The organism is Streptantibioticus rubrisoli, from assembly GCF_024436055.1.
GTDB classification, from domain to species: domain Bacteria; phylum Actinomycetota; class Actinomycetes; order Streptomycetales; family Streptomycetaceae; genus Streptantibioticus_A; species Streptantibioticus_A rubrisoli.
Window position 1 is genome coordinate 26245 of sequence record NZ_JANFNH010000054.1, and the last position, 21528, is coordinate 47772.

At 65.9% G+C, this 21528-nt stretch carries 19 protein-coding genes and 2 pseudogenes; 11 read left to right on the forward strand and 10 right to left on the reverse strand.

Annotated elements, in window-relative coordinates:
* Positions 1 to 104: 104 nt before the first annotated feature.
* Together NON19_RS29470 and NON19_RS29475 are read left to right on the forward strand one after the other, a co-directional pair.
* The gene (locus tag NON19_RS29470) at positions 105 to 401 is read left to right on the forward strand and encodes a hypothetical protein (protein WP_255932201.1); all 297 of its coding nucleotides are present in this window, start codon (positions 105 to 107) and stop codon (positions 399 to 401) included.
* A 108-nt stretch (positions 402 to 509) separates the two neighbouring features.
* Positions 510 to 1058: a GNAT family N-acetyltransferase gene (locus NON19_RS29475; RefSeq protein ID WP_255932202.1), complete on the forward strand. Its 549-nt coding sequence runs from the start codon at positions 510 to 512 to the stop codon at positions 1056 to 1058.
* A gap of 506 nt (positions 1059 to 1564) precedes the next feature.
* Here NON19_RS29475 and NON19_RS29480 read toward each other — a convergent pair.
* Positions 1565 to 2341, reverse strand: coding sequence for a GntR family transcriptional regulator (locus NON19_RS29480; RefSeq protein ID WP_255932204.1), 777 nt, complete (start codon positions 2339 to 2341; stop codon positions 1565 to 1567).
* Positions 2342 to 2530: 189 nt separating this feature from the next.
* On the opposite strand from NON19_RS29480, the gene NON19_RS29485 reads away from it, so the two are divergent.
* From NON19_RS29485 to NON19_RS29500, 4 genes are all read left to right on the forward strand, one after another.
* Positions 2531 to 2893, forward strand: a complete 363-nt coding sequence (locus NON19_RS29485; protein ID WP_255932205.1) for an SCO3933 family regulatory protein — start codon at positions 2531 to 2533, stop codon at positions 2891 to 2893.
* The gene (locus NON19_RS29490; RefSeq protein ID WP_255932206.1) at positions 2893 to 4206 is read left to right on the forward strand and encodes an FtsK/SpoIIIE domain-containing protein; all 1314 of its coding nucleotides are present in this window, start codon (positions 2893 to 2895) and stop codon (positions 4204 to 4206) included. The genes NON19_RS29485 and NON19_RS29490 overlap by 1 nt, the downstream gene beginning before the upstream one ends.
* Entirely contained in the window at positions 4203 to 4406 is a 204-nt protein-coding gene (locus tag NON19_RS29495; RefSeq protein WP_255932207.1) for a hypothetical protein, read from the forward strand. Before NON19_RS29490 ends, NON19_RS29495 begins: the two co-directional genes overlap by 4 nt.
* Positions 4407 to 4721: 315 nt before the next feature.
* Complete coding sequence (locus NON19_RS29500) at positions 4722 to 6113, forward strand: replication initiator (protein WP_255932221.1); 1392 nt, start codon at positions 4722 to 4724, stop codon at positions 6111 to 6113.
* A 1544-nt stretch (positions 6114 to 7657) separates the two neighbouring features.
* On the opposite strand, the gene NON19_RS29505 is transcribed toward NON19_RS29500, so the two are convergent.
* Positions 7658 to 8020 carry a hypothetical protein gene (locus NON19_RS29505; RefSeq protein WP_255932208.1) on the reverse strand — a complete coding sequence of 121 codons (363 nt, stop codon included), beginning with the start codon at positions 8018 to 8020 and terminating at the stop codon, positions 7658 to 7660.
* Positions 8021 to 8931: 911 nt separating this feature from the next.
* The gene (locus NON19_RS29510) at positions 8932 to 9690 is read right to left on the reverse strand and encodes an ATP-binding cassette domain-containing protein (RefSeq protein ID WP_255932210.1); all 759 of its coding nucleotides are present in this window, start codon (positions 9688 to 9690) and stop codon (positions 8932 to 8934) included.
* Positions 9691 to 10547: 857 nt separating this feature from the next.
* On the opposite strand from NON19_RS29510, the gene NON19_RS29515 reads away from it, so the two are divergent.
* Together NON19_RS29515 and NON19_RS33845 are read left to right on the forward strand one after the other, a co-directional pair.
* The gene (locus NON19_RS29515) at positions 10548 to 10835 is read left to right on the forward strand and encodes a PadR family transcriptional regulator (protein WP_308213758.1); all 288 of its coding nucleotides are present in this window, start codon (positions 10548 to 10550) and stop codon (positions 10833 to 10835) included.
* 5 nt (positions 10836 to 10840) lie between these two features.
* Positions 10841 to 11359 (forward strand): HAAS signaling domain-containing protein, encoded by a 519-nt coding sequence (locus tag NON19_RS33845; protein ID WP_372514340.1) that lies wholly within the window; start codon positions 10841 to 10843, stop codon positions 11357 to 11359.
* A gap of 103 nt (positions 11360 to 11462) precedes the next feature.
* Here NON19_RS33845 and NON19_RS29520 read toward each other — a convergent pair whose 3' ends face one another.
* From NON19_RS29520 to NON19_RS29540, 5 genes and pseudogenes are all read right to left on the reverse strand, one after another.
* Positions 11463 to 11690, reverse strand: a complete 228-nt coding sequence (locus tag NON19_RS29520) for a hypothetical protein (RefSeq protein ID WP_255932212.1) — start codon at positions 11688 to 11690, stop codon at positions 11463 to 11465.
* Positions 11691 to 11864: 174 nt separating this feature from the next.
* On the reverse strand, positions 11865 to 12098 hold the full coding sequence (locus NON19_RS29525; RefSeq protein ID WP_255932213.1) for a winged helix-turn-helix domain-containing protein: 234 nt from the start codon (positions 12096 to 12098) through the stop codon (positions 11865 to 11867).
* A 1151-nt stretch (positions 12099 to 13249) separates the two neighbouring features.
* Positions 13250 to 14845, reverse strand: a complete 1596-nt coding sequence (locus NON19_RS29530) for a recombinase family protein (RefSeq protein ID WP_255932214.1) — start codon at positions 14843 to 14845, stop codon at positions 13250 to 13252.
* 50 nt (positions 14846 to 14895) lie between these two features.
* Positions 14896 to 15018 (reverse strand): annotated as a pseudogene (locus NON19_RS29535) (peroxiredoxin); the annotation flags it as partial.
* Between the two features lie 610 nt (positions 15019 to 15628).
* A complete protein-coding gene (locus NON19_RS29540) occupies positions 15629 to 16009 on the reverse strand; it encodes a YybH family protein (RefSeq protein ID WP_255932215.1) in 381 nt (126 codons plus the stop codon).
* A gap of 149 nt (positions 16010 to 16158) precedes the next feature.
* Between NON19_RS29540 and NON19_RS29545 the strand changes: the two genes are divergently transcribed.
* Both NON19_RS29545 and NON19_RS29550 read left to right on the forward strand, forming a co-directional pair.
* A complete protein-coding gene (locus NON19_RS29545) occupies positions 16159 to 17058 on the forward strand; it encodes a helix-turn-helix domain-containing protein (protein ID WP_255932216.1) in 900 nt (299 codons plus the stop codon).
* A 15-nt stretch (positions 17059 to 17073) separates the two neighbouring features.
* Positions 17074 to 17426 (forward strand): annotated as a pseudogene (locus NON19_RS29550) (transposase); the annotation flags it as partial.
* Between the two features lie 70 nt (positions 17427 to 17496).
* Here NON19_RS29550 and NON19_RS29555 read toward each other — a convergent pair.
* Complete coding sequence (locus NON19_RS29555) at positions 17497 to 17931, reverse strand: VOC family protein (protein ID WP_255932217.1); 435 nt, start codon at positions 17929 to 17931, stop codon at positions 17497 to 17499.
* Positions 17932 to 18609: 678 nt separating this feature from the next.
* Here NON19_RS29555 and NON19_RS29560 point away from each other — a divergent pair.
* Positions 18610 to 19524: a hydrogen peroxide-inducible genes activator gene (locus NON19_RS29560; RefSeq protein WP_255932218.1), complete on the forward strand. Its 915-nt coding sequence runs from the start codon at positions 18610 to 18612 to the stop codon at positions 19522 to 19524.
* A 2-nt stretch (positions 19525 to 19526) separates the two neighbouring features.
* Here the strand turns inward: NON19_RS29560 and NON19_RS29565 are convergent.
* A partial coding sequence (locus tag NON19_RS29565; protein WP_255932219.1) for an FtsX-like permease family protein occupies positions 19527 to 21528 on the reverse strand: 2002 nt, incomplete at its 5' end.

Here is a 21528-nt window from a genome sequence, read left to right on the forward strand (position 1 = left end):
CGGACCCCGGTGCTGATGGTACCGGGGCGTTCGTCGTGCCCGTTGGCCAACGCACCTGTTCGGCAGTGGAGTTGATCTGAATCACGCGGAAGGGATCTGGGCGCATGTGTCGCGCGGATGGGCCAGGCTTCGAGGGTGACGGGTTCGAGGTTGACGAGGTGCTCTGGGCACCTGGCGTTGACTACGTCGCGGGTTGGCGCTCGGCGACGGAAGCGGCGGCGGCTTTGCGGAAGGCGCTGGGGTCGTTGGGCCTGGCGGTGGACGGCGTTAAGGCCCAGGCGCACGCGGCTGCGGACGGCTCGGGCGTGGTGCGGTTGCGGCTGCCGGTCGCGGTCGCCTTGCAGTTGACGGAAGCGATCCGTGCCATGGCTGGGGAGGGGGAGGGGCGTGCGGCGTCGTGAGTGGGCTGCAGTGCGACCTGGCGCGAGTCGAAGCCGACAGCCTCAGCCACTTCGGGCTGAGCCTTCTGTTTCGGATCATTGTCACGGGTGTGCGATAGGTTGCCCGCCATGGCTGGACTCGGACCCGTCGCTTGGCCCCCTGCCCCGATCAGGACTGAGCGGCTCGTGCTCCGCGAGTCCGAAGCCCGCGACCGTGCGGCGTTCATCGAGTTGTTCGCATCGCAGGAGGTGCGCACGTACCTCGGTGGCCCTCGACCGCGTGATGAGCTCGAACGCGCGGTACCCGAGGTGCCCGGGCGGCGCACTGGCGTTTTCGTGGTCGATCTCGACGGAGCGATGATCGGCGCGATCACGCTCGATCGGCGCGGCGCGGAGCGTCCGGGGCACGTCCGTCCGGATGCCGGGGAGGCCGAGCTCGGCTACATGTTCCTGTCGGAGGTGTGGGGATGCGGGTACGCCGCCGAGGCGTGCGCGGCGGCACTCGACTGGTTCGCCGACGTGCTTCCCGGCGAGCCGGTGGTGCTCTGCACCCAGGCTGCCAACGACCGTTCCATGCGCCTCGCGGCGAAGCTGGGGTTCGCCGAGGTGGAGCGGTTCGAGGAATACGGCGCCGAGCAGTGGTTCGGCGTGTGGTCCTCGATCACACCAACCGGTTGAACCTAGCCCGGACGGGCGTGCTCGCGGCTGATGGCGGAATGATGCTCTGTGCTGACCCGTGACACCTCAACCATCGAAAGTGAGCCACGACGGTGGGTGCGACGACTGATCAGGCGCGCGTATGCGCGAGCAACCGACCATCGGGATCAGCCACTCTACCGGTCTCTACGGGAAGTGACCGCGACCGTTGGCGCCAACGCTGCTTGCCCTCGTGGCGAGTTGGCGGCTCAGAGAACGCCCGCGCTTCCACGTGGGGCACGGGCCGCCCCCTCGGCCACGGCGCCCTGACCTCGCGGCTGCCGAGTGGTTCAGCCGCTATCGCACGTGGCCCGGCTCCGGTGGCGTGTGTCGTGGTGATCGGTTCTCAAGGCGCTGGTGCCGGGCGGCTGGCCGACCGGACGGGACCGGCGGTCACGCCGCATGCCCGGCCGGGGCGGCAGGGCCGCCCGGCGCGCCCGTGGGCGCGCCCTTGAGTAAGTGAAGACAGGTTTCGACAGCTCGCCGCTTCAGGAGCGGACGGCGCGCAGTGTGCGGGGGCTGTCGGCGGTGATGCGGTAGGCGAGTTGGGCGCGGTCGGCGGCGGCGCGCAGTTCCTCCAGGAGGAGCGGCTGGTCGTCGTTGCCGTGAGTGATGCGGGTGGTCTCGATGATTGGGGTGGCGTCGGGGAGTTCGAGGGTGGCGCGCTCGTCGGGGAGGGGCATGCGCGCGCGGACGGTCTCCGTCCAGGTGAGCTTGTGTCCGGCGGTGGCCAGGAGGGCGTAGATCTGTTCGGGCGCCGCCGCGGGGTTCTCGGCCAGCTCGTTGTGGTCGGCGGCGACGGCGAGCGGGAGTAGCGTCCGGTGAAGGATGCGTGTGCCGGTCGCGGGATCGGTGTGCAGCCGGTCAATCGCGAAGAGGTCTTCCCCCTCGTCCAGGCCCAGGGCGGGGCCGGTGGTTTCAGTGCTGGTGGCGCGGGAGACGCTCGGAGCCTCGTTCTCCTGCCAGTCGGTCTGGCCGGTGGTGTAGGTGCCTGCCTTGCGCGTGACGGTGCGCTCGATGGTCAACGCAGGGGCGGGACGGCGGCGAACGTAGCTGGCCTTGCCGTGGACGACATCAATCAGACCCTCGGCGCGCAGTGCCGCGATGGCGTTGCGGACGGTGGGGCGGCTGACCTGGTAGCGCTTGATGAGCTGGGTCTCTGAGGGGAGCGGTGATCCGGGCGGGAACTCGCCGGAGGTGATGGCGTCTCGGATGGCGGCTGCTACCTGCTTGTACAGCGGTCCGGGGCGTTCGATGCCGGGCATGGGTTCGGCCTTCCGCTCGTCGCACGTCGCATGTGGGACGTGCGTTGTCTCGACGTGTCTCGTCACTCGTCAGCATAAGTACTTGCGCTTCGCGGGTTCAAGGGTCCATAGTCGCAACTCGTAAGGACGAGTGACGACAGTATCTCTCGGTGATGCTGCGTCCCTGATGGCCAAGGAGGCCTACAACTCATGCAGTCCATACCTGTGGACACATCCCGGCTCGGCGCACTGCGGTGCGTCGTTCCGCCGGAACCGAAGATCACGAATCAGGAAACGAAGGAGGTCAAGAAAGACCGCGACGGCAAAACCGTCTACACAGTCGGGCTGTCGGTGCGGCAGGACGGGCGCCGGGCCTCGATCATCGAAGTCGCGGTCACCGGTGAGCCGGTCGGCGTCGAAGAGGGCGCGCGAGTGAAGGTGACCGGACTGGAGGCGTTCTCCTGGGCGATGGGCGACCGGCACGGGATCAGCTTCCGTGCGGCGGCCATCACCCCCGTCCCGGACGCCGCCGCCCCGGCGACTTCCCATGCAGGTAAGGGCGGTGGTGCCTGATGGGACCCATCGCTCTCGTACTGGTCCTGATCGTGCTTGCCTGGCGGTGGCGTCTCGGGCGGATCGTCCGCGAGCGGCGTCCGGCCTGGTACTGGTACCTGACCGGCTACCCGGTCGCTGTGGTGCGGGTGTTGGCGTCGTGGCGGAAGGTGGCCCAGCTCAACGACCTCTCTGTGACGCACAAGCCGACCCGGGCCGTGCTCGGCGGCCTGGCGGTCAAGGGTGAGGCGCTACGGCCGATCGCTCCCCGCATCTCGTTCCCGCGCCCGATGCCCAACGGCCTATCGGTCGTCGTGCAGCTCCATCCGGGGCAAACGCCGGTGCCGTTCTTAGTGGCGGCCGACGCGTTGGCGCACGCGTGGCGGATGTTCGCGGTGCGGGTTACCTCGCCGGAACGCGGCGTCGTCCACCTGGTCGCCACCGCTGCCGATCCGCTGGCGGCACCCGGGGCTGCTCCGGGATCGTCTCCGCTCTCGCTGCTGGCGGCGCTGGTCGGGCTGTTGGAGAACGGCCGGGCCTGGGTGATGGACTTCAGGCGCGTGGCACACTGGCTGATCGTCGGCGCGACTCGATCCGGCAAGTCCACCCTGCTGGCCCGGCTGATCACCGAACTCGCTCCACAACCCGTGGCGTTGATCGGCATCGACTGCAAAGGCGGCATGGAACTGGGCATCTTCGCCCCGCGCCTATCCGCTCTGGCGACCAACCGCCGTGAAGCATTGGCCGTGCTGTCGGCGCTGGTGGTCGACATGCAAGACCGCATGCGAACCTGCCGGTTCGCCGGTGCACGCTCCATCTGGGACGTGCCGGAAGAACAGCGGCCCATCCCGGTCGTGCTGATCGTGGATGAGATCGCCGAACTGTTCTTGACCTCCGGCAGCAAGGAGGAGAAAGCGGAAGCCGAGCAGTGCTCCACCTACCTGCTGCGCATTGCCCAGCTCGGTGCGGCGCTCGGCCTGCACCTGGTCATCGCCGGGCAACGCGTCGGCTCTGACCTTGGCCCCGGCATCACCGCGCTCCGCGCCCAGCTTGGCGGGCGGGTCTGCCATCGGGTCAACGACCCCGGCACGGCGGAGATGACGCTCGGCGACATCAACAAGGACGCCGCGATCGTCGCCCAGTCGATCACCCCTGACGAACAGGGTGTCGCGGTCACTGCCTCCGATGAAGGCGGTTGGGTGCGCGGCCGGTCGCACCTGACCACCGTTGCCGACGCCCAGCAAGCAGCGGCGCGCTACGCGGGCATGACCCCGCACCTGCCAGGCCTGCCGCGTGCGCTGGAAGCGATCGACGGTGAGGAGGGCGCGGAGTGAACACCTCGTCCCTGAACACCACCATGCCGATTGCGGTGATCTTCGGGATCGTCACGCTCCTGCTGGTCCGCTCCAAGGACGTGAAGTTCTGGGAAGCGCTGTGCATCGGCATCTTCGGCTTCTACGTGGCGCTGACCCCGATGGGCTGGGCCGTGGTCGGAGTCATCAACTGGCTGCTCGGCGGCTTCCTCCACCACTGACCACCATCCCCTTCGGGAGGCATCCCCACTGTGCCCATGCATCGCGTGATCTGCCCCGTCTGCAAAGGCGAACGTAGCCGTACCACCCGTACGGGCCACCGGCGGCGCTGCCGTTGCTGCCGGGGCCAAGGAACCGTCCGCTGACCTTCGACCAACCCCCTGACAAGGAGTGATCGCCGTGGACGCACACCCATCTGCCCCATCTATCCGTGCCGCTTCGGCGGCCCACCCTGGGAGGTCCCCACCATTACCGCGTCCGGCGGAACCCACACAGCGTCGGCTGACCGGCGCGCCGCCCTCGACCGCGCGGCGCGCCTGCGTCAGCTCTCCGACATCGACCGCGACATCCTCACCCGCGCCCAAGGCCCCCTGTTCCACCGCTGGCTGGAACAGATCCGCGCCACTGGCGGATGCGCCCACCCGATCCACCTGACCGGCTCCACTACCACCCGCGATGCGGCGACCGGCGAAGTGCTCCGCCACTACGACACAGCCGGTGAACCCGGTGAGCGTCTTCTCGTCCGCTGCCGCAACCGCCGTGCCACCGTGTGCCCGGCCTGCTCCCGCCTCCACGCGGGCGACACCTACCACCTGGTGCGTGCCGGACTCGTCGGCGGCAAGACCGTCCCGGCCACGGTGCGCGAGCGGCCCCGATTGTTCCTCACCCTCACCGCCCCGTCCTTCGGCGCCGTGCACCGAGCCACAGGCGGGGAGCGCTGCCAGCCTCGCCGCGGCGGCGGCCACTGTGAACACGGGCGCCCGGTCGGCTGCGGCCTGGTCCACGCGGACACCGACCCGCAGGTCGGCCAACCGCTGTGTCCCACTTGCTACGACTACCCGGCACACATCCTGTGGCACGCGTACGCGGGACGGTTGTGGAAGGCGTTCACCGACAACCTGTACAACCACCTGGCCGCACGTCTCGGTTACACCCGCACCGAACTACGCCGCGCCCTGCGGGTCTCGTACGCCAAGATTGCCGAGTACCAACGCCGCGCCGCGGTCCACCTCCACGTGGTCGTGCGCCTGGACGGCAACGGCGGCGCTGATGAGCCGCCCCTGACCTGGGCAACCGCGGACCTGCTCACCGACACCGTCCGCACCGCGGCTGCGGCGGTCAACCTCCGCGCTCCCTACAGCGCGGCACTCGGTGAACACGCACTCACCTGGGGCACCCAGCTCGACATCCGACGGCTACGAGCCTTCGGGGCCGGTGAGGGCCAGGCAGATGATGCCGTAGCCGCGTACGTCGCGAAGTACATCACCAAGGGCGCCGACGACACCGGGGTCGGCACCGACCACCGAATCACCGACCCCGCGGAGATCGAGCACGCGCCGGTGTCTCCGCACGTCCGCACCCTGATGCGCACCTGCTGGCGCCTCGGCGGCTTGCCCGAACTCGCGCCGCTCAGGCTGCGCGCCTGGGTTCACACCCTGGGATACCGCAGCCACATTCTCACCAAGTCCCGCTGCTACTCGACCACTTACTCAGCCCTGCGCGCTCAACGCGCCGAATATGAACGCGGCCCCGACTTGGCCGACGACCCGGGCACGGTCACCGAGTCCCGGTGGCGCTACGCCGACTCCGGCCACACCCCCGGCGCCGCCCTCATCGCTGCCGGAATCGCCCAGGATCTCGCCCGGAATCGAGAGATCGCCCTGGAGCAGATGAAACGGTTCCCCGTTGGGGGTGTCGTTGATGCCTGACCGGGCGACAAAGCGGCGCAAGCCCATGACGAAGGAAGAATGGTTAAGACGTGAGCTAGCCAAGGCGCCGGAGCGTAGCGAGGAATGGTGCGCAGAGATGTTGAAGCTGTTCGGTCTGAAGAGAGTTGAATAAGGCGGGTCCCTCATCGGCGTTAAGCGGGGGACCCGTTGGGGGGAACTGAGCTCCGCAACATCTGCTCGGCCACTGCCTCCGCAGCACAGCCTCGTACTCCCGGCAGCGCACCGCCTCCAGCTCCGGCGGGTACCAAGGACCATCAGGACCCATCGGGCGGTAGTGCCAGTGCACGAGAGGATCAGTCTCCCTCTCGCACAGCGTCCTCGGCAAAGGGCCCTCGGGCAAATCGGGGTCAGACGCGGCGGCGGCGACCATAACCACCGCGGGGGGTCTAGGGCCTCGACGGCCACTCCACTGGCCCCGGCCTGAAGCTCCAGAAACACGAGAGCGGCCATACCCCGACCGTTGCGGCCCTCCGAGAAGAGGCGCACGCTGAGTGCGTCCGGTTGGCGACCGATAGGTTAGAAGGCTCCCAACCCCTCCACAACTCATAGCGCAATGCTGGCTCGGTCCGCTGCGCCATCAGGCCGAAACGCCCTGCAGACCGAATCGCTCGCACCTTCCGAGAATCCGTGCCGGTACGTTCCCACAGTTCGCCGCCCGGCGTGTAGGTGCGTGGTCTGGACCTTCGACGACCGACAATGCCCCGATATGGGGTTCGGCCAGAATCCGCTCTCGTTCTCGCATCGAGAGTGTCATGTGGCCGACCCTAGAGTGATCGGCTTCGCAAGCTTTCTCTGTGGGTGCAAACTGATTGACCTACAGGACATGTCCGCAGCTATAGAGGCCGTCGGCACGAACACCTTATGTAGCCGGTAGTTGGGTCGTCGAGAGTCGGATGCGCCGGACCCACTGTATGTGCCAAGGGGTTAGGTAGAAAGCCGCAAGGCCGACAATCGTGCTACAGATCGCGAGTGACCAGCACAAGACACTGAACGCCGATTGACCAGTCCAATCCCACCAACGGTCCCTGCCCGTCTCGTCCTGACCCAAGTAGGTGAGTGGGAAAATGGTGGCTACCGGCAGAATCCAGGACAGTGATCGCCCAAAGATCCGTCCCGAGAGCACAGCCAGGCCGAGCCAGATCAAAAGAGCGCGGATGAGCAGAACCGAAGATTCTGCTCCATTCACGATTAGCTCGGTCCCGCCCACAAGTACAGTAGTAGCTGTGTAGACAGCCATGAGATGGCGTGACTCATAAGAACGGAGAGTGGTGGCCCCTGCCAGCTCCAACTGCCTCATTTTGCTGTGCAGGCTACCGGCGGCAAGTGAGGCGAATGCGATGGGCAGCTCTCGTCGCATAGGGACGCCGGTTGTCTGTCCGCCGTGTTCGAACGGAAAGGAAAGGAGCTGCGATCCAAACGCCGCATCGCACCCGGTCAGGAACAGAAGACCGACCGCCAAGCCTAGGAGGTTGTGTGAGCGAGCATAACTGGCAAGGGCAAACCAACGCCCGGTCACTCGCTTGTCATCCGCAGAAGGCATGGTGAATCGTCTCGATTCGTTGCTGCGCCCACTCGACCTGTGCGCCCTCCGGTTGCGTGACCACTCGGGCGACCGCATTGAGGTCTACATTCGGTGGGCCTCCATGCATCCCAGCCGGCACGCCTCCGCCGAAGATCCGCATCGCAAGCCAGACGTTGAGCTCTGCCTCCGCCTGTTTGAACTGGTCTGTGATGCGTGGTCCGATAGGCAGCGGGCAGCCTTTGGGGCGTGACGCTGCCATGATCGAACCAGCAATCGTCACAGATGGATCCCACATGGAGCCATCCATTATGTAGAAGTCATCGTAGGAGTCGCGCATGCCCCGCAAACCGCGCTCATAGAACACTGTAGGTATGGTGAACATCCCAGCCGGAAGCCTTCGCATGCGATCTTGCATCTCCTGCGCTTGTGGCAAGTACTTATGGTCCTCAGGCCATACGCATACCTTTGGACTTCCACCAGACGTGCAGGCGGGTTGGCGTGGTGAGGAGCGCGGCACCTGCAAAGGCCCAGCTGTAACCATCCCTGCAATAACGGAAACGACGAGAGCGCCCAATGAAATAACTCTGAGCTGTCGCCGCCTTTTCCCCGCCCATGTATGGCCAACGCTACTGGAAGGGGGCCTCGTAACCAGACAGGCAGCTACCGTAAGGAGAAAGGCCAGAACACAGTGATCCACCAAAACAAGCAATGAGACTTGCTCGAATGGAGCTGCGGAGATAGCGAAAAGGCCGAGCGCGGTCGGCGCGCCGAACCAAGAAATGATGACCAAGCTGCCGAGGCCACAGAGTACAGGCCCAGCGAATTGGGAGCGTGACCGTCGGCCCACAAGGTGTCCCGCACTTGCGAATATCACCAACAAAGCGACGCCGAGAAAGATATAAGTAGGCCACAGGAAGCCAGGCCCTGCGGTCGGCAAACTGACGCTTGCTGCCACCGCAACACCCACACCATAGACCACAAGCCCGTAGGTGAGTGTCGCCGACAACTGAGCGAGCTCGATCTGCCATCCGGGGCGTGCTGCGACGGCGAGTTGCTCATCGAGATTATTGCGGCTTGTCCGTCCAGCCGCCCAAGCCGCCGCTGCAGCCAGAAGAGATGCGAAGTAAAAGGCCGGGATCTGTGCCTGCGCACTAGTCTGTGGCCATTCACCAATCCACCAGAGGTTACGTCCGAAGAGCGCTACGAGGTCCAGCACCAAGAGCAACGGAAACCACCAGCGGAGAGGTGATCGCCGAAGCTCCGTCCAGTACAGCTTCATCGCTCGCCTACCGTTCGCCTGTTCAATACGGCCATGTACCCACGCTCCAGGGGGGTGTCTCCCACACCGTCGCCGGACGGCGCCTGTGCGCTAAGGTCCCTCGGACTCCCCTGGAAGAGGAACTCTCCCGAGCTCATCACTGCGACTTCTCTGCAGATCGCCGCCACATCTTCGACAAGATGCGTGCTGAGTACAACGGCTGTATTGTTAAGCGACCTGATCAGTTTACGGAATTCTAGGCGCTGGGCGGGGTCGAGGCCGACCGTTGGCTCGTCGAGCAACACAAGTCGTGGTGAACCAACTAGTGCGGCGGCTATCCCAGCGCGACGCACCATCCCGCCGGACAGCGACTTCATCTTCGCTTTCATACGGTCACTGAGCCCGACCTGATCGATCACACGAACCGCGGCCTCATGAACACGCGCTGATGGTACCTCGCGCAGCCACGCGCAATACCTTACGAATTCGTAAACAGAGAACCCCGGATGGTAGCCGAAATCCTGGGGCAGATATCCAATTTGGCGGCGAACGAGGCGAGCGGCTCTCTCCGACGTGACCTCTTGGCCGACAATCTCAATAGTCCCAGAAAGCGGTGGCGTGATCGTCGCGAAGGTGCGTAGCAAGGTCGTCTTTCCTGCGCCGTTCGGACCAAGGAGACCGAATACGCCGTGGCCGATATCAAGGTCCAAGCCTGAAATGACAGCGCTTTTTCCGTAACCTTGGGTCAGGCCCGAAACGCGAACTACCGTGTCCATGTGCGACCTCTTCACCTAAAAGCCGTGTGCCGCAACGCTCAACCTGCGGCACACGGCTCAATTACTCAATCCGATCAGTATGCGTTGATCAACCGGAGAAGTTGATCCACGAACTGTTTACGGACCAAGTGCACTCCACCGTACCCCAGGCGTTGACGGTTGAACCTCTACCGAACCAACCCCAGGAAGAATATGAATTGGTTTCAGCGTAGCAATCTGCGTAATTCTGGTAGTTACCGCTTACGGTGACGTACGGGTCGGTGCAGTGCCCGTCCGAAGACGTGTTCCCCCACCATGAGTAGCAGCCATTCGTGGTGGGACTGGTACTAGCAGATGCCATGGGTGCGACACCACCGATAGCACCGGCTGCCAGGGCGCCGATCAAAGAGACCTTAGCCAGGCGCGAGCGCCCAACTCGCGAAATAGCCATACCGAAACCTCCTGGTTGACGTTTTCGGGGTGCACGCAGCCCGCACTCAGCCAGGCCCCCCGCGGTGATCAACTTTACGAGGCGGCCGGGTTGCCGGTCAATCAATCTTGAGACCCTGCACCATATGTCACTATTACTTTTAAATAAGGCTGCTAAACTATCAACCATCAGGGCGAGTTGGGTCAAACTGGCTCAAGGTCATGTGTTTGGGACACACCTAGAGGGCCTATCCGCCTTGAATTTAGGAATTAAGGGCAGTTATGTCCTAATTCCGCAGCAATTAACACCGGCGGCTGGCCGAAGCACGCTCCGGGGAGCGGGCTGTCGCAGTCCCTCGCTCCCACGCGGTACCATGCGCCGCATGGATCCTTCCGGTGGACGGTCCGAGCTTGCCCAACTACGGCGCGGTGTCCTGCAGTTCTGCGTCATGACTCTTCTGCGTGACGGCGAAAAGTATGGTTTTGAGCTAGTGAGAGAGCTTCGTGATGCTCAGGGGCTCGTGGCAAGCGAGGGAACGATTTATCCGCTACTGGCCCGGCTCCGCAACAAGGGGCTGGTGAACTCCTTCTGGCGGGAATCTGAGTCCGGGCCTCCCCGCCGTTACTACACGTTGACGACAGCTGGCTCTCGTGCGTTGAGGCAGTTCACAGCCGACTGGGTATCGTTCCGAACTGCCGTTGATCACCTGCTGGACCTCGAGGAGAACCACCTATGACCTCCATGCCGAACCAGCTCATCGAGGACTATCTGCACCGCCTCGACAATGCCTCTGCGTTCCTCACTCGCCATCGGCGAGCCGAGCTTCGGGAGGAGATTCGGGACCACATCAGCGCGGCCTTGAAGGAAGCTGCTACATGGGATGAAGACACCGTGCGTGCAGTCCTCGAACGGTTGGGGCCCCCCGCGGAGATCGCCGCAGCTGAGACGGGTTCACCGTCTACCGGCGCCGGTCCTGTCGTTACCCCGATCGGCCTTTCCGTAGCCGGGCCACACACTGATTCTTCCGCAACCGACACAGCTCACGATCTGACGGCCCATCCGGAGATCACACACACGCTGGTGGTATCAAGCGGTAAGCGTTTCGGTAAGAAGACACTCTACGGGGCAGGAATAGTCGGCCTGCTCACTGGACTGGCGGTAATGGGTGCGTGCTCTACGAGCGGACAAGTGCACAACACGCCCATTCCTTCACCACCAACCTCTAACTCTACTCGCCCGCCACACTCAGGACAGCCCTAAGCGACTTTGGCGAAGCTCGCTGCTGGACCTTGGATGCGTGCGCGTTGGAGGGTGGTGAGTGCCTGATCGACGGTTGCGCGGATGGCGTCGATGGTGCCGACCGCTAGATGCGTTTGATGTCGTTGAGTTCGGGGCTGCCCCGTGGCAGGTAGAACAGGCGCACGCCGACGGTGCAGGGCGGGTGCGGCGCCAGCCGGGCGGTGGGTCGGCCAGCGCGGCAGCCCAGCGAGGGGGTGCACACGAATTCCAGCAGCATCCCGGCGTCGATCTTGCTGCTGGTCTTCTCCCTCAGCAGGTCCGCATCCCGTCCGACCGCCAGCGCGGCGAGCACGTTGACGCGGCGGTCCTTGTTGTCCTCGCGCGGGACTACGGCCCGTTCACCGACGGGTCGACCAGGTTTAGCCGGTGGGCATGGTAGGCGCGAATCCGTTGAGGAAGTATAGATCGCTCACACATCGATGTCCGTGCTCAGCCGCAAAGCCGTAGGTCCTCCAACTCGGCCTTGTCACCCTGCTGGAGGACGAGTCGGCCTTGTGCCGCAGCGCGTCCCGGCCCGGTTCCAGCGGAAGCCCTCCTCGCGCAGCGCTTCGGTCAGCCATGCCGCCGAGACGCTCACGCCGCGCTCGATGGCCAGCCAGTCGCACAGCGCAGCAGCCGTCCACGTCTGGCCCTGCGCCGCCGACTCGTCCTCCAACGCGTCGAACTCGCCGCTGTCGCAGGCCTCGGCGACTGCCTGCAACTGCTGAAGGTCAGCCCGCGAGGGGCTCCCGGGCTGGCTAAGGCCTACCCGGTACAGCCCGTTCTTCTACCAGTTGCTGCACTCCCTGGCGTCTTCCGGGGCCCCTCAGCCTCGCTTCGAAGCAAGGTATGCCGGTTCGCACGACTTTGGCCCTTCACTCTCGGAGCGCACTCTGGCCAGCCGTCGGAGTTGACTCCTATGCAATTGGGGCATAGTGGCCCTACTTCCTAGATTCAAGGCGTTAGGTGAATCTCAAGGCCCGTCCAAAAAATCTAGCTTGGGAGGAGTTTGACCTAAATGGCTATAACAAAGGTTGCTTTAGTGGTTTGATTTGAAAGTAATAGTGACATATGGTGCAGGGTCTCAAGATTGATTGACCGGCAACCCGGCCGCCTCGTAAAGTTGATCACCGCGGGGGGCCTGGCTGAGTGCGGGCTGCGTGCACCCCGAAAACGTCAACCAGGAGGTTTCGGTATGGCTATTTCGCGAGTTGGGCGCTCGCGCCTGGCTAAGGTCTCTTTGATCGGCGCCCTGGCAGCCGCTGCTATCGGTGGTGTCGCACCCATGGCATCTGCTAGCACAAGCGGAACCACGAATGGCTGCTACTCATGGTGGGGGAACACATCCTCGGACGGGCACTGCACCGACCCGTACGTCACCGTAAGCGGTAACTACCAGAATTACGCTAGCTGCGCCTACGAGACTGATTCGTGGTCGTACTGGAAGTACTTCTCGCAAGGCACTGCTCCCAACGCTTGGGGTGGCGTGGAGTGCACCTGGTCTGTCAGAAGTTCGTGGATAAACTTTACCGACTGATCGACGCAAACTGATCGAAACAAGTAGTTGAGCCGTGTGTCGCATGTTTGCCGTGCGGCGCACGGCTTTCAGGTGGAGAGTTGTTGCATCGCGTCGGCATTTTGTCCCTTCCGTGTGTGATTCAAAACAGAATGAGTCGGTCTCCGGCGTATTGCATCTTCACGACATGCTCGACGCAGAGGACTCGTCTGGCTTGCTCGCTGCCGAACAGAACGTCTGGTGGATGGAGGATGACCCCGGACGGCCAACTGCCGGACCACACAGCACGCCCGCCTCGTCGTGCACGCGCGGGGTGCACAACTAGTGGGGATTCATTCTGTAGGCGTTGTTAGCGCCTATTCGCCCTTGGTCCAGAGGATCTCAATGAAGGCCGGATCGAATCGCTTTCCGCGTCCAACCTGATGGATGAGCACGGCGCGAATGGATCGCCTCAGCCTGGCGCGCTTCTCGCTTGTGGTGTAGTCCTTCCACCGCCTCAGGATTTCCTCATCCGTATCAGTGGCGGTCTTGGCCTTGGCGGCCTGCAACTGCCGGGTCTCTTTGACGAGTCGTGCTTCCTCTTTTTCGAGGCTTTCGATCATGTCCATCGCCGCGATGACAGAGATACGCTTCGCGTCACGTCGGTTCTTGACTTGCTTCTTTTCCCAGTCGATTTCCTTCAGGCGGGCGTCGTTCTTGGCCGTGTCGATGACCTCAGCCTTGGCTGCCTCAGCCTTCTTCAACCGCTTTCGTAGGTCATCCAGGAAGGCGGTCTCTACGAGATCGTCAACGGGAGGTCCTACCCGCGATACCCCGCCGCATCCGCCAAGTGATGACCTGCACTGGTAGCGGAACCGGTATTTGGCGTAGGCCCCGGTTCCCTTGGTGTACAGGGTGGCCCTCATCGGGAAGAAACACTCTCCGCACCGCGCGATGCCAGTAAGGAAATAGGCGGGTGACGTGTCGTGGGCCGGATTCCCTTCTCGGTTCGCTTCCTTACGTGCCTCGATGGCGCTAACGCACGCGGCCCACTCCTCGGGAGTGCAGGCGGGCTCCCAATCTCCGATGACCGGCTTACCGTCCTTGTAGAGGACGTGGTCCGGGAGCCATAGGCGTGACGACTCCCGGTGTAGCTGCTGCGGGATGTACACCATGTACCCGCAGTTCCTTGGGTTGACCAGACGAGCCTCGACCGTGGAGTGCTGAAGCGTCCAGTTGTTCCCGCTCTCCCGGGACTTCTTGTTGGCCCTCGGGGTGTAGCCCGCTTCGATCCATTCCTTCCGGACCTCGCCGACCAACTTGCCGCCGGGGATGGCTCGTATCGCCTTCAGGAGGTCTTCCGCCTCCTTGGCGTGCAGGGTCTCCCGGTCGTCGTTCCACCCGAACGGACGCGGGCCACCGTGCTTCTTGCCCCTCATGGCGCGGGCCTTGTTCGTGCCGCTGACGCGTCGCTTGGTGTTGGCGACTTCGTAGGCGCCCATGGTGGCCTGCACCATGAACGTGGTGCGGCCTTCCTGGGTGCTCAGATCGGTGCCGCCGTCCAGGGCGCGGCCGACGTAGCTGGGGAACATCGCGAAGATGCGGTTCACGCGTGCGGCGTCGTACTCCAGCCGGGCCACGCGGTCTGAGTGTGTGAAGAGGAAGCCGCGAATCTCGCCGCTCTCAAGGTCCTTGAGCATCTGCTCAAAGTCGCGGCGGACGATGAACGGGTCTGAGGCGGGAGTGTTGTTGTCGTTGTACTCGCGGACGACGACGCATCCGAAGCGGGGTGCTGCCTCGTGGAGCCTGCGGCGCTGTTCGGCTACCTGCTCGCCCTCTTCGCGGTCCTCGTTGCCAGCGCGCAACGCCTTGTCCTCGGACAGGCGGACGTAGATGCCGACCGGTGTACGTCCCTGCTCTAGCGCTAACGCTCGGGCAACAACGTCTATGCAGCTCAAGTCAGTTGACGTCATGTCAACTAGGCTAGCAAGAAAGAAGGTGTCTCAGTGGTGTTCTGTCAGAAGAAGACCACACGCCACTTGCCCTCGTAGCTCTTGTGGTTGATCTGGGCGAACGCCTTGTCGGCGTCCAGGTCGACGCAGGCGGTCAGGTCGTACTCGGGGAACTTGTCACCAACGGTGAGCATCTGAGATGCCTCCACGATCATGAGGGGTTGGACTCTGTCCAGGGTGCCACAGGGCCATTGATCCAGAAAAATTGCCACTCGCTGGATGATTGATCGGGATCTGCGATCAAATGGCTGTCGCATTGATAAGCAGGCGGTGGGTGCGTTGGCCGGGGCCTATTCCGCGCCGATGCGTGAGGAAGCTCACGCTCTGCTACCTCTGGGGCGTTGGACCCGGTGCACAGATCACCCGTCCCCTCGTCTGCTTCCTTACCTGCTGGATACGTTCGCTGTCGAGTTGCGCGCCGCTAACCGCCTCGGCGGCGCGCGGCATGAGTGTGCGACTAAGGGGAGTGGTACGGGCATGCCGTCTGGCGCTGGGACGAACGAGGGAGCGGGGTTCACATCGGCGGTTGACGCCCGAGTCATGACCGGGGCATGCCGACAAACGGGGTTCTGACCGCAGTTCCGTGAATCATCACGGGGCTTCACCACCCCGGTGGTGACGCCAGCGGTACCCGGCAACCCCTGCGGTGCCGCGGAGCCTCGGTGGTCCGTCCGGCCGCTGCCGGGCGGGACGGACCACCGTCGGGCCGGTGGAGCCCGGCGCATTTCGCGCTCGGGCCGTCGCTCAGGCCGTGCCGAGCGGATTGAGCACGGCGAACCGCCAGCAGCCGTCAACGCCCCGGCACGCGACGTTGGCGGTGGTGCCGGTCGGGGCGACACGCTCGCCATCGGGGCCGGTGACTTCCAGGGTCCAGTCGGTGACCAGCAGCGCGGCCTCGGCGCCGACCAGGGTGTGCCGGGGGATGTTGGTGAGCCGTCCACGGGCGGCGACGGTCCCGCTGATCTCCCGGCGCAGCGCCTCGTGACCGGCGATGACCTCGCCGGCCGGCGTGCGCATGGTGGCGCCAGGGGCGAACAGGGCCAGTACGCCCTCGACATCACCGCCGTTCAGGGCATCCTCGAACGCGCCGGGCAGCAGTGCGGGATCGGTGATCGCAGTCTTCACAGTGGTGGGTCCTTACCTGGTGTGTGCCCATCGGGGCAGGGATGTACGAGCGCGCCGCCGGGTTCAGGGGCGCAGACCGGCAGCACGCGGCGACGCCTCCACGATCCCCGCCAAGGCGCTCCCGGGACGAGGTAGGGTCGGGACCCGCCATGGTCAAAGTTGGACAACGCGACGTCATCGACATCGCCTACCGCAATCCCGACCGCCCGCGGCTGGGCATCGAGGTCCTGACGTACGACGTCCTGCGCCGCCGCATGAAAAGGGCGGTCGCCCACACCGCGAGCCGACCGGACTTCCATCAACTGCTCCTCGTACGAGGCGGTGAGGCAAGCATGATGGTCGATTTCGTCCCCCAGCCCTGCGCACCGGGCAGACTGCTGCATCTGCGGCCCGGGCAGGTCCAGCGGTTCCCGGTCGATGCTGAGGGCCGCCTGGCTGAACTGGATGCCGTGCTGGTGCTGTTCACCGCCGCCTTCCCACCGCGCCTGGCTCAGCTCGCGTCCCTCCTCGACGGCTTCGGCCCGGCCGGTTGGACGCTGTCCCCGGGCGACCACCAGGTTCTCGACCGGGCCCTGGCCGAGATCGCGGCCGAGTACCACACCCTGGAGGAGCGCCGAGATAAGACGGACGCCGACCTGACCGTCTCGCTGCTGCGCCAGCTCCTCGGCGCGGTGCTGCTGCGCCTGGCCCGGCTGCCCCATCCGGACCGTGCCGCCTCGGCGATGGTCGGCGGCGAGGTCTTCCGTGCCTTCCGGTACGAGCTGGAGCGCTCCTTCGCCGCCACCCGCTCCGTGCAGAAGTACGCCGCCCGACTCGGCTACTCACCACGCACCCTGACCCGGGCCTGCCAGGCCGCTACCGGCCGCACCGCCAAAGAACTCATCGACGCCCGCGCCGCGCTGGAGGCGCAGCGCCTGCTCGTGCACACCGACCTGCCCGTCGCCGCGATCGGCCGGATGCTCGGATTCTCCGAACCCGCCAACTTCGGGAAGTTCTTCACCCGCGAGACCGGCGACACCCCCGGCGGCTTCCGCACCCGTCGGCGCTAGTGGCGGGGTCGGCACTCCCAACTCGTTGTCGCTGTCGGCCGGCCGCTGCCCGGCAACCGCAATGATTGCAAGGCGTGGGAACTTTCCGGCGCGATGGCCGCCGTCGGCCGGGCCACGGTCATGCGGTCGGCGGCTATCGGGGCACCGGCCTGCTCATTCCATACTGCCGTGAACGCGGCCAGACCGAACTGCCCGCTTGGAAAGAGGAGCACAACACTTCCCACCGCAAGGTCCGGACCCGCGTCGAGCGCGTCTTCGCGCGGATGAAGGCTTGGAGGATCCTTCGTGACTGCCGTCCGCAAGGCGACGGCGTTCACACCGCCATGCTCGGTATCGCCCGGCTGCACAACCTCGCCCTCACGGGGTAACCCCCGCCCCATACGAGATCAGAGAGGCCCGGGGAGGCGGCTCCCCCGCATCCCCCGGCTCGGAGAATGCTCAGTCGAGATCGAACTCGTTGCCCTCGATGTCCAGCATGAGGATGCACGACTCGTTTTCCTCATCGGCATACAGCGTTTGCACGTGGGTGGCGCCGAGCGCGACCAGTCGTGCGCACTCGGCTTCGAGCGTGGCGAGGCGCTCGTCCCCCACGAGCCCGGTGCCGACCCGGACGTCGAGATGCACCCGGTTCTTGACGATCTTGCCTTCGGGGATGCGTTGGAAGTACAGGCGCGGGCCCACGCCTGAGGGATCACTGCAGGCGAACCATGAACCCTGCTCCGCAGGAGGCAGAGTGCGGTTGAAATCGTCCCAGGTGGCGAACCCCTCCGGTGGCGGCGGTATGACGTACCCCAGCACCTCGCACCAGAAGCGAGCGAGGCGTTCAGGTTCTGCGCAGTCAAAGGTGACTTGGAACTTCTTGATCGCTGACATCGGCGCACCGTACCGCGTACAAGGGGGAGCCTGCCGCTCATTTCCTCAGGTGGATCCGCCAACCACCCGTCGCACCCAGGGCCGCCTTGGAAACCAAGTGATCAAACCAGGTCCCGCAGCCTACGGATGCGCCTCCGCCCCGAGGTGATGGCTGACGGCCGGTCTTTGGGGGAAGCGGCCGAGCCGTTGGCGCCAGTGGTGTTCGCGTCGTGCGGTGGTTAAGGGGAGTGCTTGATTGGGAGCTATCTGAGTGAAGGTGCCTCCTGAGTGCGATGGCGCAAATCGGTAGTGGGTAAACCGCCTCTTGCCCTCGCATGACCGCAATGCAGGAGGACGCCCAAGGTAAGACGGCCGTGTGGACTGCCGCTCTGGCGGCAGTCTTCTCCTCTCTAGCCGCCCCGGCGGCAGCCGCCGAACCAATGCCTGTGCGAGGCGCTGTGGCCGGGCGGCAAGGCTGCCCGGCGCGCGGTGCCGGGGGCTGTCGGCGGTGATGCGGTAGGCGAGTTGGGCGCTGTCGGCGGTGGTGGGTAACTCCTCTGGGAGGAGGGGTCGGGCTCCTGCGGCTTCGCGGGAGCCGGACACAGCGGCATAGAGTGCATTAATCAGTGAAACCGCCGCACGTCCTGAGCCCGACCGGAGACCCTTATCAATAGCCAGCGTCAGCCGACCCTCGCCCAGTTGCGGGCGTTCGCCGCGGTTGCCGAGCATCTGCACTTCCGTGATGCCGCCGCTGCCATCGGGAGCAGCCAGCCCGCGCTGTCCGGTGCGGTCGCCGCGCTGGAGGAAGTGGTCGGCGTGCAGTTGGTGGAACGTACCACCCGCAAGGTGCTGCTCACCCCGGCCGGGGAGCGGCTGGCGGTGCGGGCGCAAGCGGTGCTGGACGCGGTCGGCGCGCTGATGGAGGAGGCCGAGGCGGTCCGGGCGCCGTTCACCGGGACGCTGCGGTTCGGGGTGATCCCGACCGTGGCACCGTATCTGCTGCCGACCGTGCTGCGGCTGGTGCACGAGCGCTATCCGGACCTGGACCTGCAGGTCCACGAGGAGCAGACCGCCTCGCTGGTCGAGGGACTGGCCGCCGGGCGGCTGGACCTGCTGCTGCTCGCCGTGCCGCTCGGGGTGCCGTCGTTCACCGAACTGCCGCTGTTCGACGAGGACTTCGTACTGGTCACGCCGGAGGGGCATCCGCTCGCCGGGCGCGGTGACATCCCCCGTGATGTGTTGCGCGAACTCGACCTGCTGCTCCTTGAGGAGGGGCACTGCCTGCGGGACCAGGCGCTGGACATCTGCCGCGAGGTGGGACGACCGGAGGGCGTCCCGGTGGCCACCAGCGCGGCCGGTCTGTCCACGCTGGTGCAGCTGGTGGCGGGCGGCCTGGGGGTGACGCTGCTGCCGCGTACCGCGGTGCGGGTGGAGACCGGGCGCAGCGGGCACCTGGCCACCGGGTACTTCCGGGAGCCCGCCCCCGCGCGGCGGATCGCGCTCGTCATGCGGGGCGGCACCGCGCGCGCCGAGGAGTTCGAGGAGTTCGCCTCGGCGCTGCGCGGTGCCCTGCGCGGGCTTCCGGTCCGGATCGTCGGGGAAGCCCGGCGGTAACGTTACTCCGTGCGCAGCCCCTCCGGCCGCATCATGCGCCACAACGCGGGCAGGCTCAGCGCCGTCACCAGCAGCACGACCGCCGCACCCGCGCCGGTCATGCCCGCGACGCCCGCCCAGTCGAAGCGCACCGGCGCCTTCACCATCTTCAGCAGCACCGTGCCCAGCCCGAGCCCGCCCACCAGAGCGAGCCCGAGGCCGATGGCCACCGGCACCGCGGCCTGCCACAGTACCGACAGCGCCAGCGTGCCGCGCCGGGTGCCGAACGCCACCAGCACCGCCAACAGCCGCTTGCGGTCGCGCAGTTGCTCCAGCGTCGAGACCAGCATGCTCGCCCCGATCACCAGCAGCGTCGCGGTGGCGCCGACCAGCAGGCCGCGCCGGATGCTGGCGTAGGTGCGGTCCTGCATGGTCGCGGTCAGCGTCATCGTCGGGTCCGAGGGGTCAAGGCGGGTGCCGGTGTTGCGCACCCGGTCCGCCGCGTCCGGATCGTTCGGGTCCAGCTTCATGGCGACGGTGGCCACCGGGTCGGTCAGTTCGCTGACGCTCAGTGCGCCGGGGGCGGCCAGCACGCCGTAGTGCGTCATGCCCGCGGCGTCCTCGCGCGGCTGCACGATGCGGGCGTCGGCCGGGATGGTCCACGGCCGCGGGGCGCCGGAAGGGGCGTCGACTTCGGGGGAGTTGAGGTCAAGTCGCTTGCCGGGCAGGGCGTAGGGGGTGGACGGGTTGTCGGCCGACCCCTTGATCACGAACACGCTGTTCGGCGAGCAGCCGTCGATCCGGGCGATCTCCCGCAGCGTCGTGCAGTCGGCGACGGTGACCGGAACCCTGCGGTCGTTGGCGCTGTCGCCCGCGGCCGTCGCCTCCGTGATGCCCAGCGCCGACCGCACCCCCCGCGTGGCGCGGAACGCGGTGACCACCTGCTGGGCCTGCGCGCCGTCGCGCACCTGGACCCGGGCCATGATCTGCGCCCGGTCCGGGTCCTGGCCGGTGGGGGAGGTGAAGTAGTGCTCGGCCCCGGCGAACAGCGTCTGCAACGCGATCGCCCCGGCCACCGCGACGGTGATCCCGCTGACCATCCGGGCCGCCGTGCCGCTGCTCAACTGGAGCCTACGGGTGGCCAGTTGCCACGGCAGCGGCCCGCCGCGCAGCCGCCGTACCGCCGCCTCCACCAGCCATGGCAGCAGCAGCGCCAGACCCACCAGCAGCAGCACCACACCGGAGGCGACCTGGTACTCGTTGATCGAACCGCTCATGCCGACCCGGCCGATCAGCGGCAACAGCAGGGCGAGCCCCACCACCGGCAGCACCAGCCGCCACCACAGCCGCCGCGGTCGCGGTGTCGCGGCGCGCACCACACCCAGCGGTTCGATGGTCACCCCGCGCAGTGCGAACAGCGTCACCGCGACCGCCGCCGCTGGCACCGCCAGCGCGATCAGCGCGACCAGCGGGGCGCTCGGCGTCACGTCCGAGGCGAAGACGCCCATGCCCATCATGGTGAACGAGCCGATGAACTGCCGTACCACGAGGAAGAACCCGGCCCCCACGACCAGTCCGATCAGTGAACCGAACAGCGCCTCACCGGCCGCGATCCGCCGTGCCATCGGCACGTCCGCGCCGACCAGGCGCAGCGCGGCCAGCCTGCGGTCCCGGCGCTCGCCGCCGAACCGTACGGCGGTGCCGATGAACACCATCACCGGCATCAGCAGCACCACCAGGACCATGACGATCAGCAGTATCAGGATCGGATCGAGTGGACTGGACTCCCGCTTCATCCCGAAGTGGTTGATCCGGTAGAAGCTGTCCTGGGTGCTGGACAGTGCCTTGGTGCCCGCGTAGTAGGAGAGGTCACTGGGAGCGCTCAGGCCCTGCTGGCCGATGGTGCCGATGATCCGGTAGGGCAGCCGCTGCCTGAGCAGTTCGCTGCCCGGGGCGTTCAGCAGCCTGGCGAGGGCGGGGGAGACCACCATCTCGTTCGGCCCGGGCAGCCTGTGCACACCGGGC

What these genes read in the sequence shown, in the direction of transcription:
- NON19_RS29485 (WP_255932205.1), top strand. Translation starts at nt 2,531, where the DNA reads ATGCAGTCCATACCTGTGGACACATCCCGGCTCGGCGCACTGCGGTGC.
- NON19_RS29470 (WP_255932201.1), top strand. Translation starts at nt 105, where the DNA reads ATGTGTCGCGCGGATGGGCCAGGCTTCGAGGGTGACGGGTTCGAGGTT.
- NON19_RS29480 (WP_255932204.1), bottom strand. Translation starts at nt 2,341, where the DNA reads ATGCCCGGCATCGAACGCCCCGGACCGCTGTACAAGCAGGTAGCAGCC.
- NON19_RS29490 (WP_255932206.1), top strand. Translation starts at nt 2,893, where the DNA reads ATGGGACCCATCGCTCTCGTACTGGTCCTGATCGTGCTTGCCTGGCGG.
- NON19_RS33845 (WP_372514340.1), top strand. Translation starts at nt 10,841, where the DNA reads ATGCCGAACCAGCTCATCGAGGACTATCTGCACCGCCTCGACAATGCC.
- NON19_RS29530 (WP_255932214.1), bottom strand. Translation starts at nt 14,845, where the DNA reads ATGACGTCAACTGACTTGAGCTGCATAGACGTTGTTGCCCGAGCGTTA.
- NON19_RS29545 (WP_255932216.1), top strand. Translation starts at nt 16,159, where the DNA reads ATGGTCAAAGTTGGACAACGCGACGTCATCGACATCGCCTACCGCAAT.
- NON19_RS29475 (WP_255932202.1), top strand. Translation starts at nt 510, where the DNA reads ATGGCTGGACTCGGACCCGTCGCTTGGCCCCCTGCCCCGATCAGGACT.
- NON19_RS29515 (WP_308213758.1), top strand. Translation starts at nt 10,548, where the DNA reads ATGACTCTTCTGCGTGACGGCGAAAAGTATGGTTTTGAGCTAGTGAGA.
- NON19_RS29555 (WP_255932217.1), bottom strand. Translation starts at nt 17,931, where the DNA reads ATGTCAGCGATCAAGAAGTTCCAAGTCACCTTTGACTGCGCAGAACCT.
- NON19_RS29510 (WP_255932210.1), bottom strand. Translation starts at nt 9,690, where the DNA reads ATGGACACGGTAGTTCGCGTTTCGGGCCTGACCCAAGGTTACGGAAAA.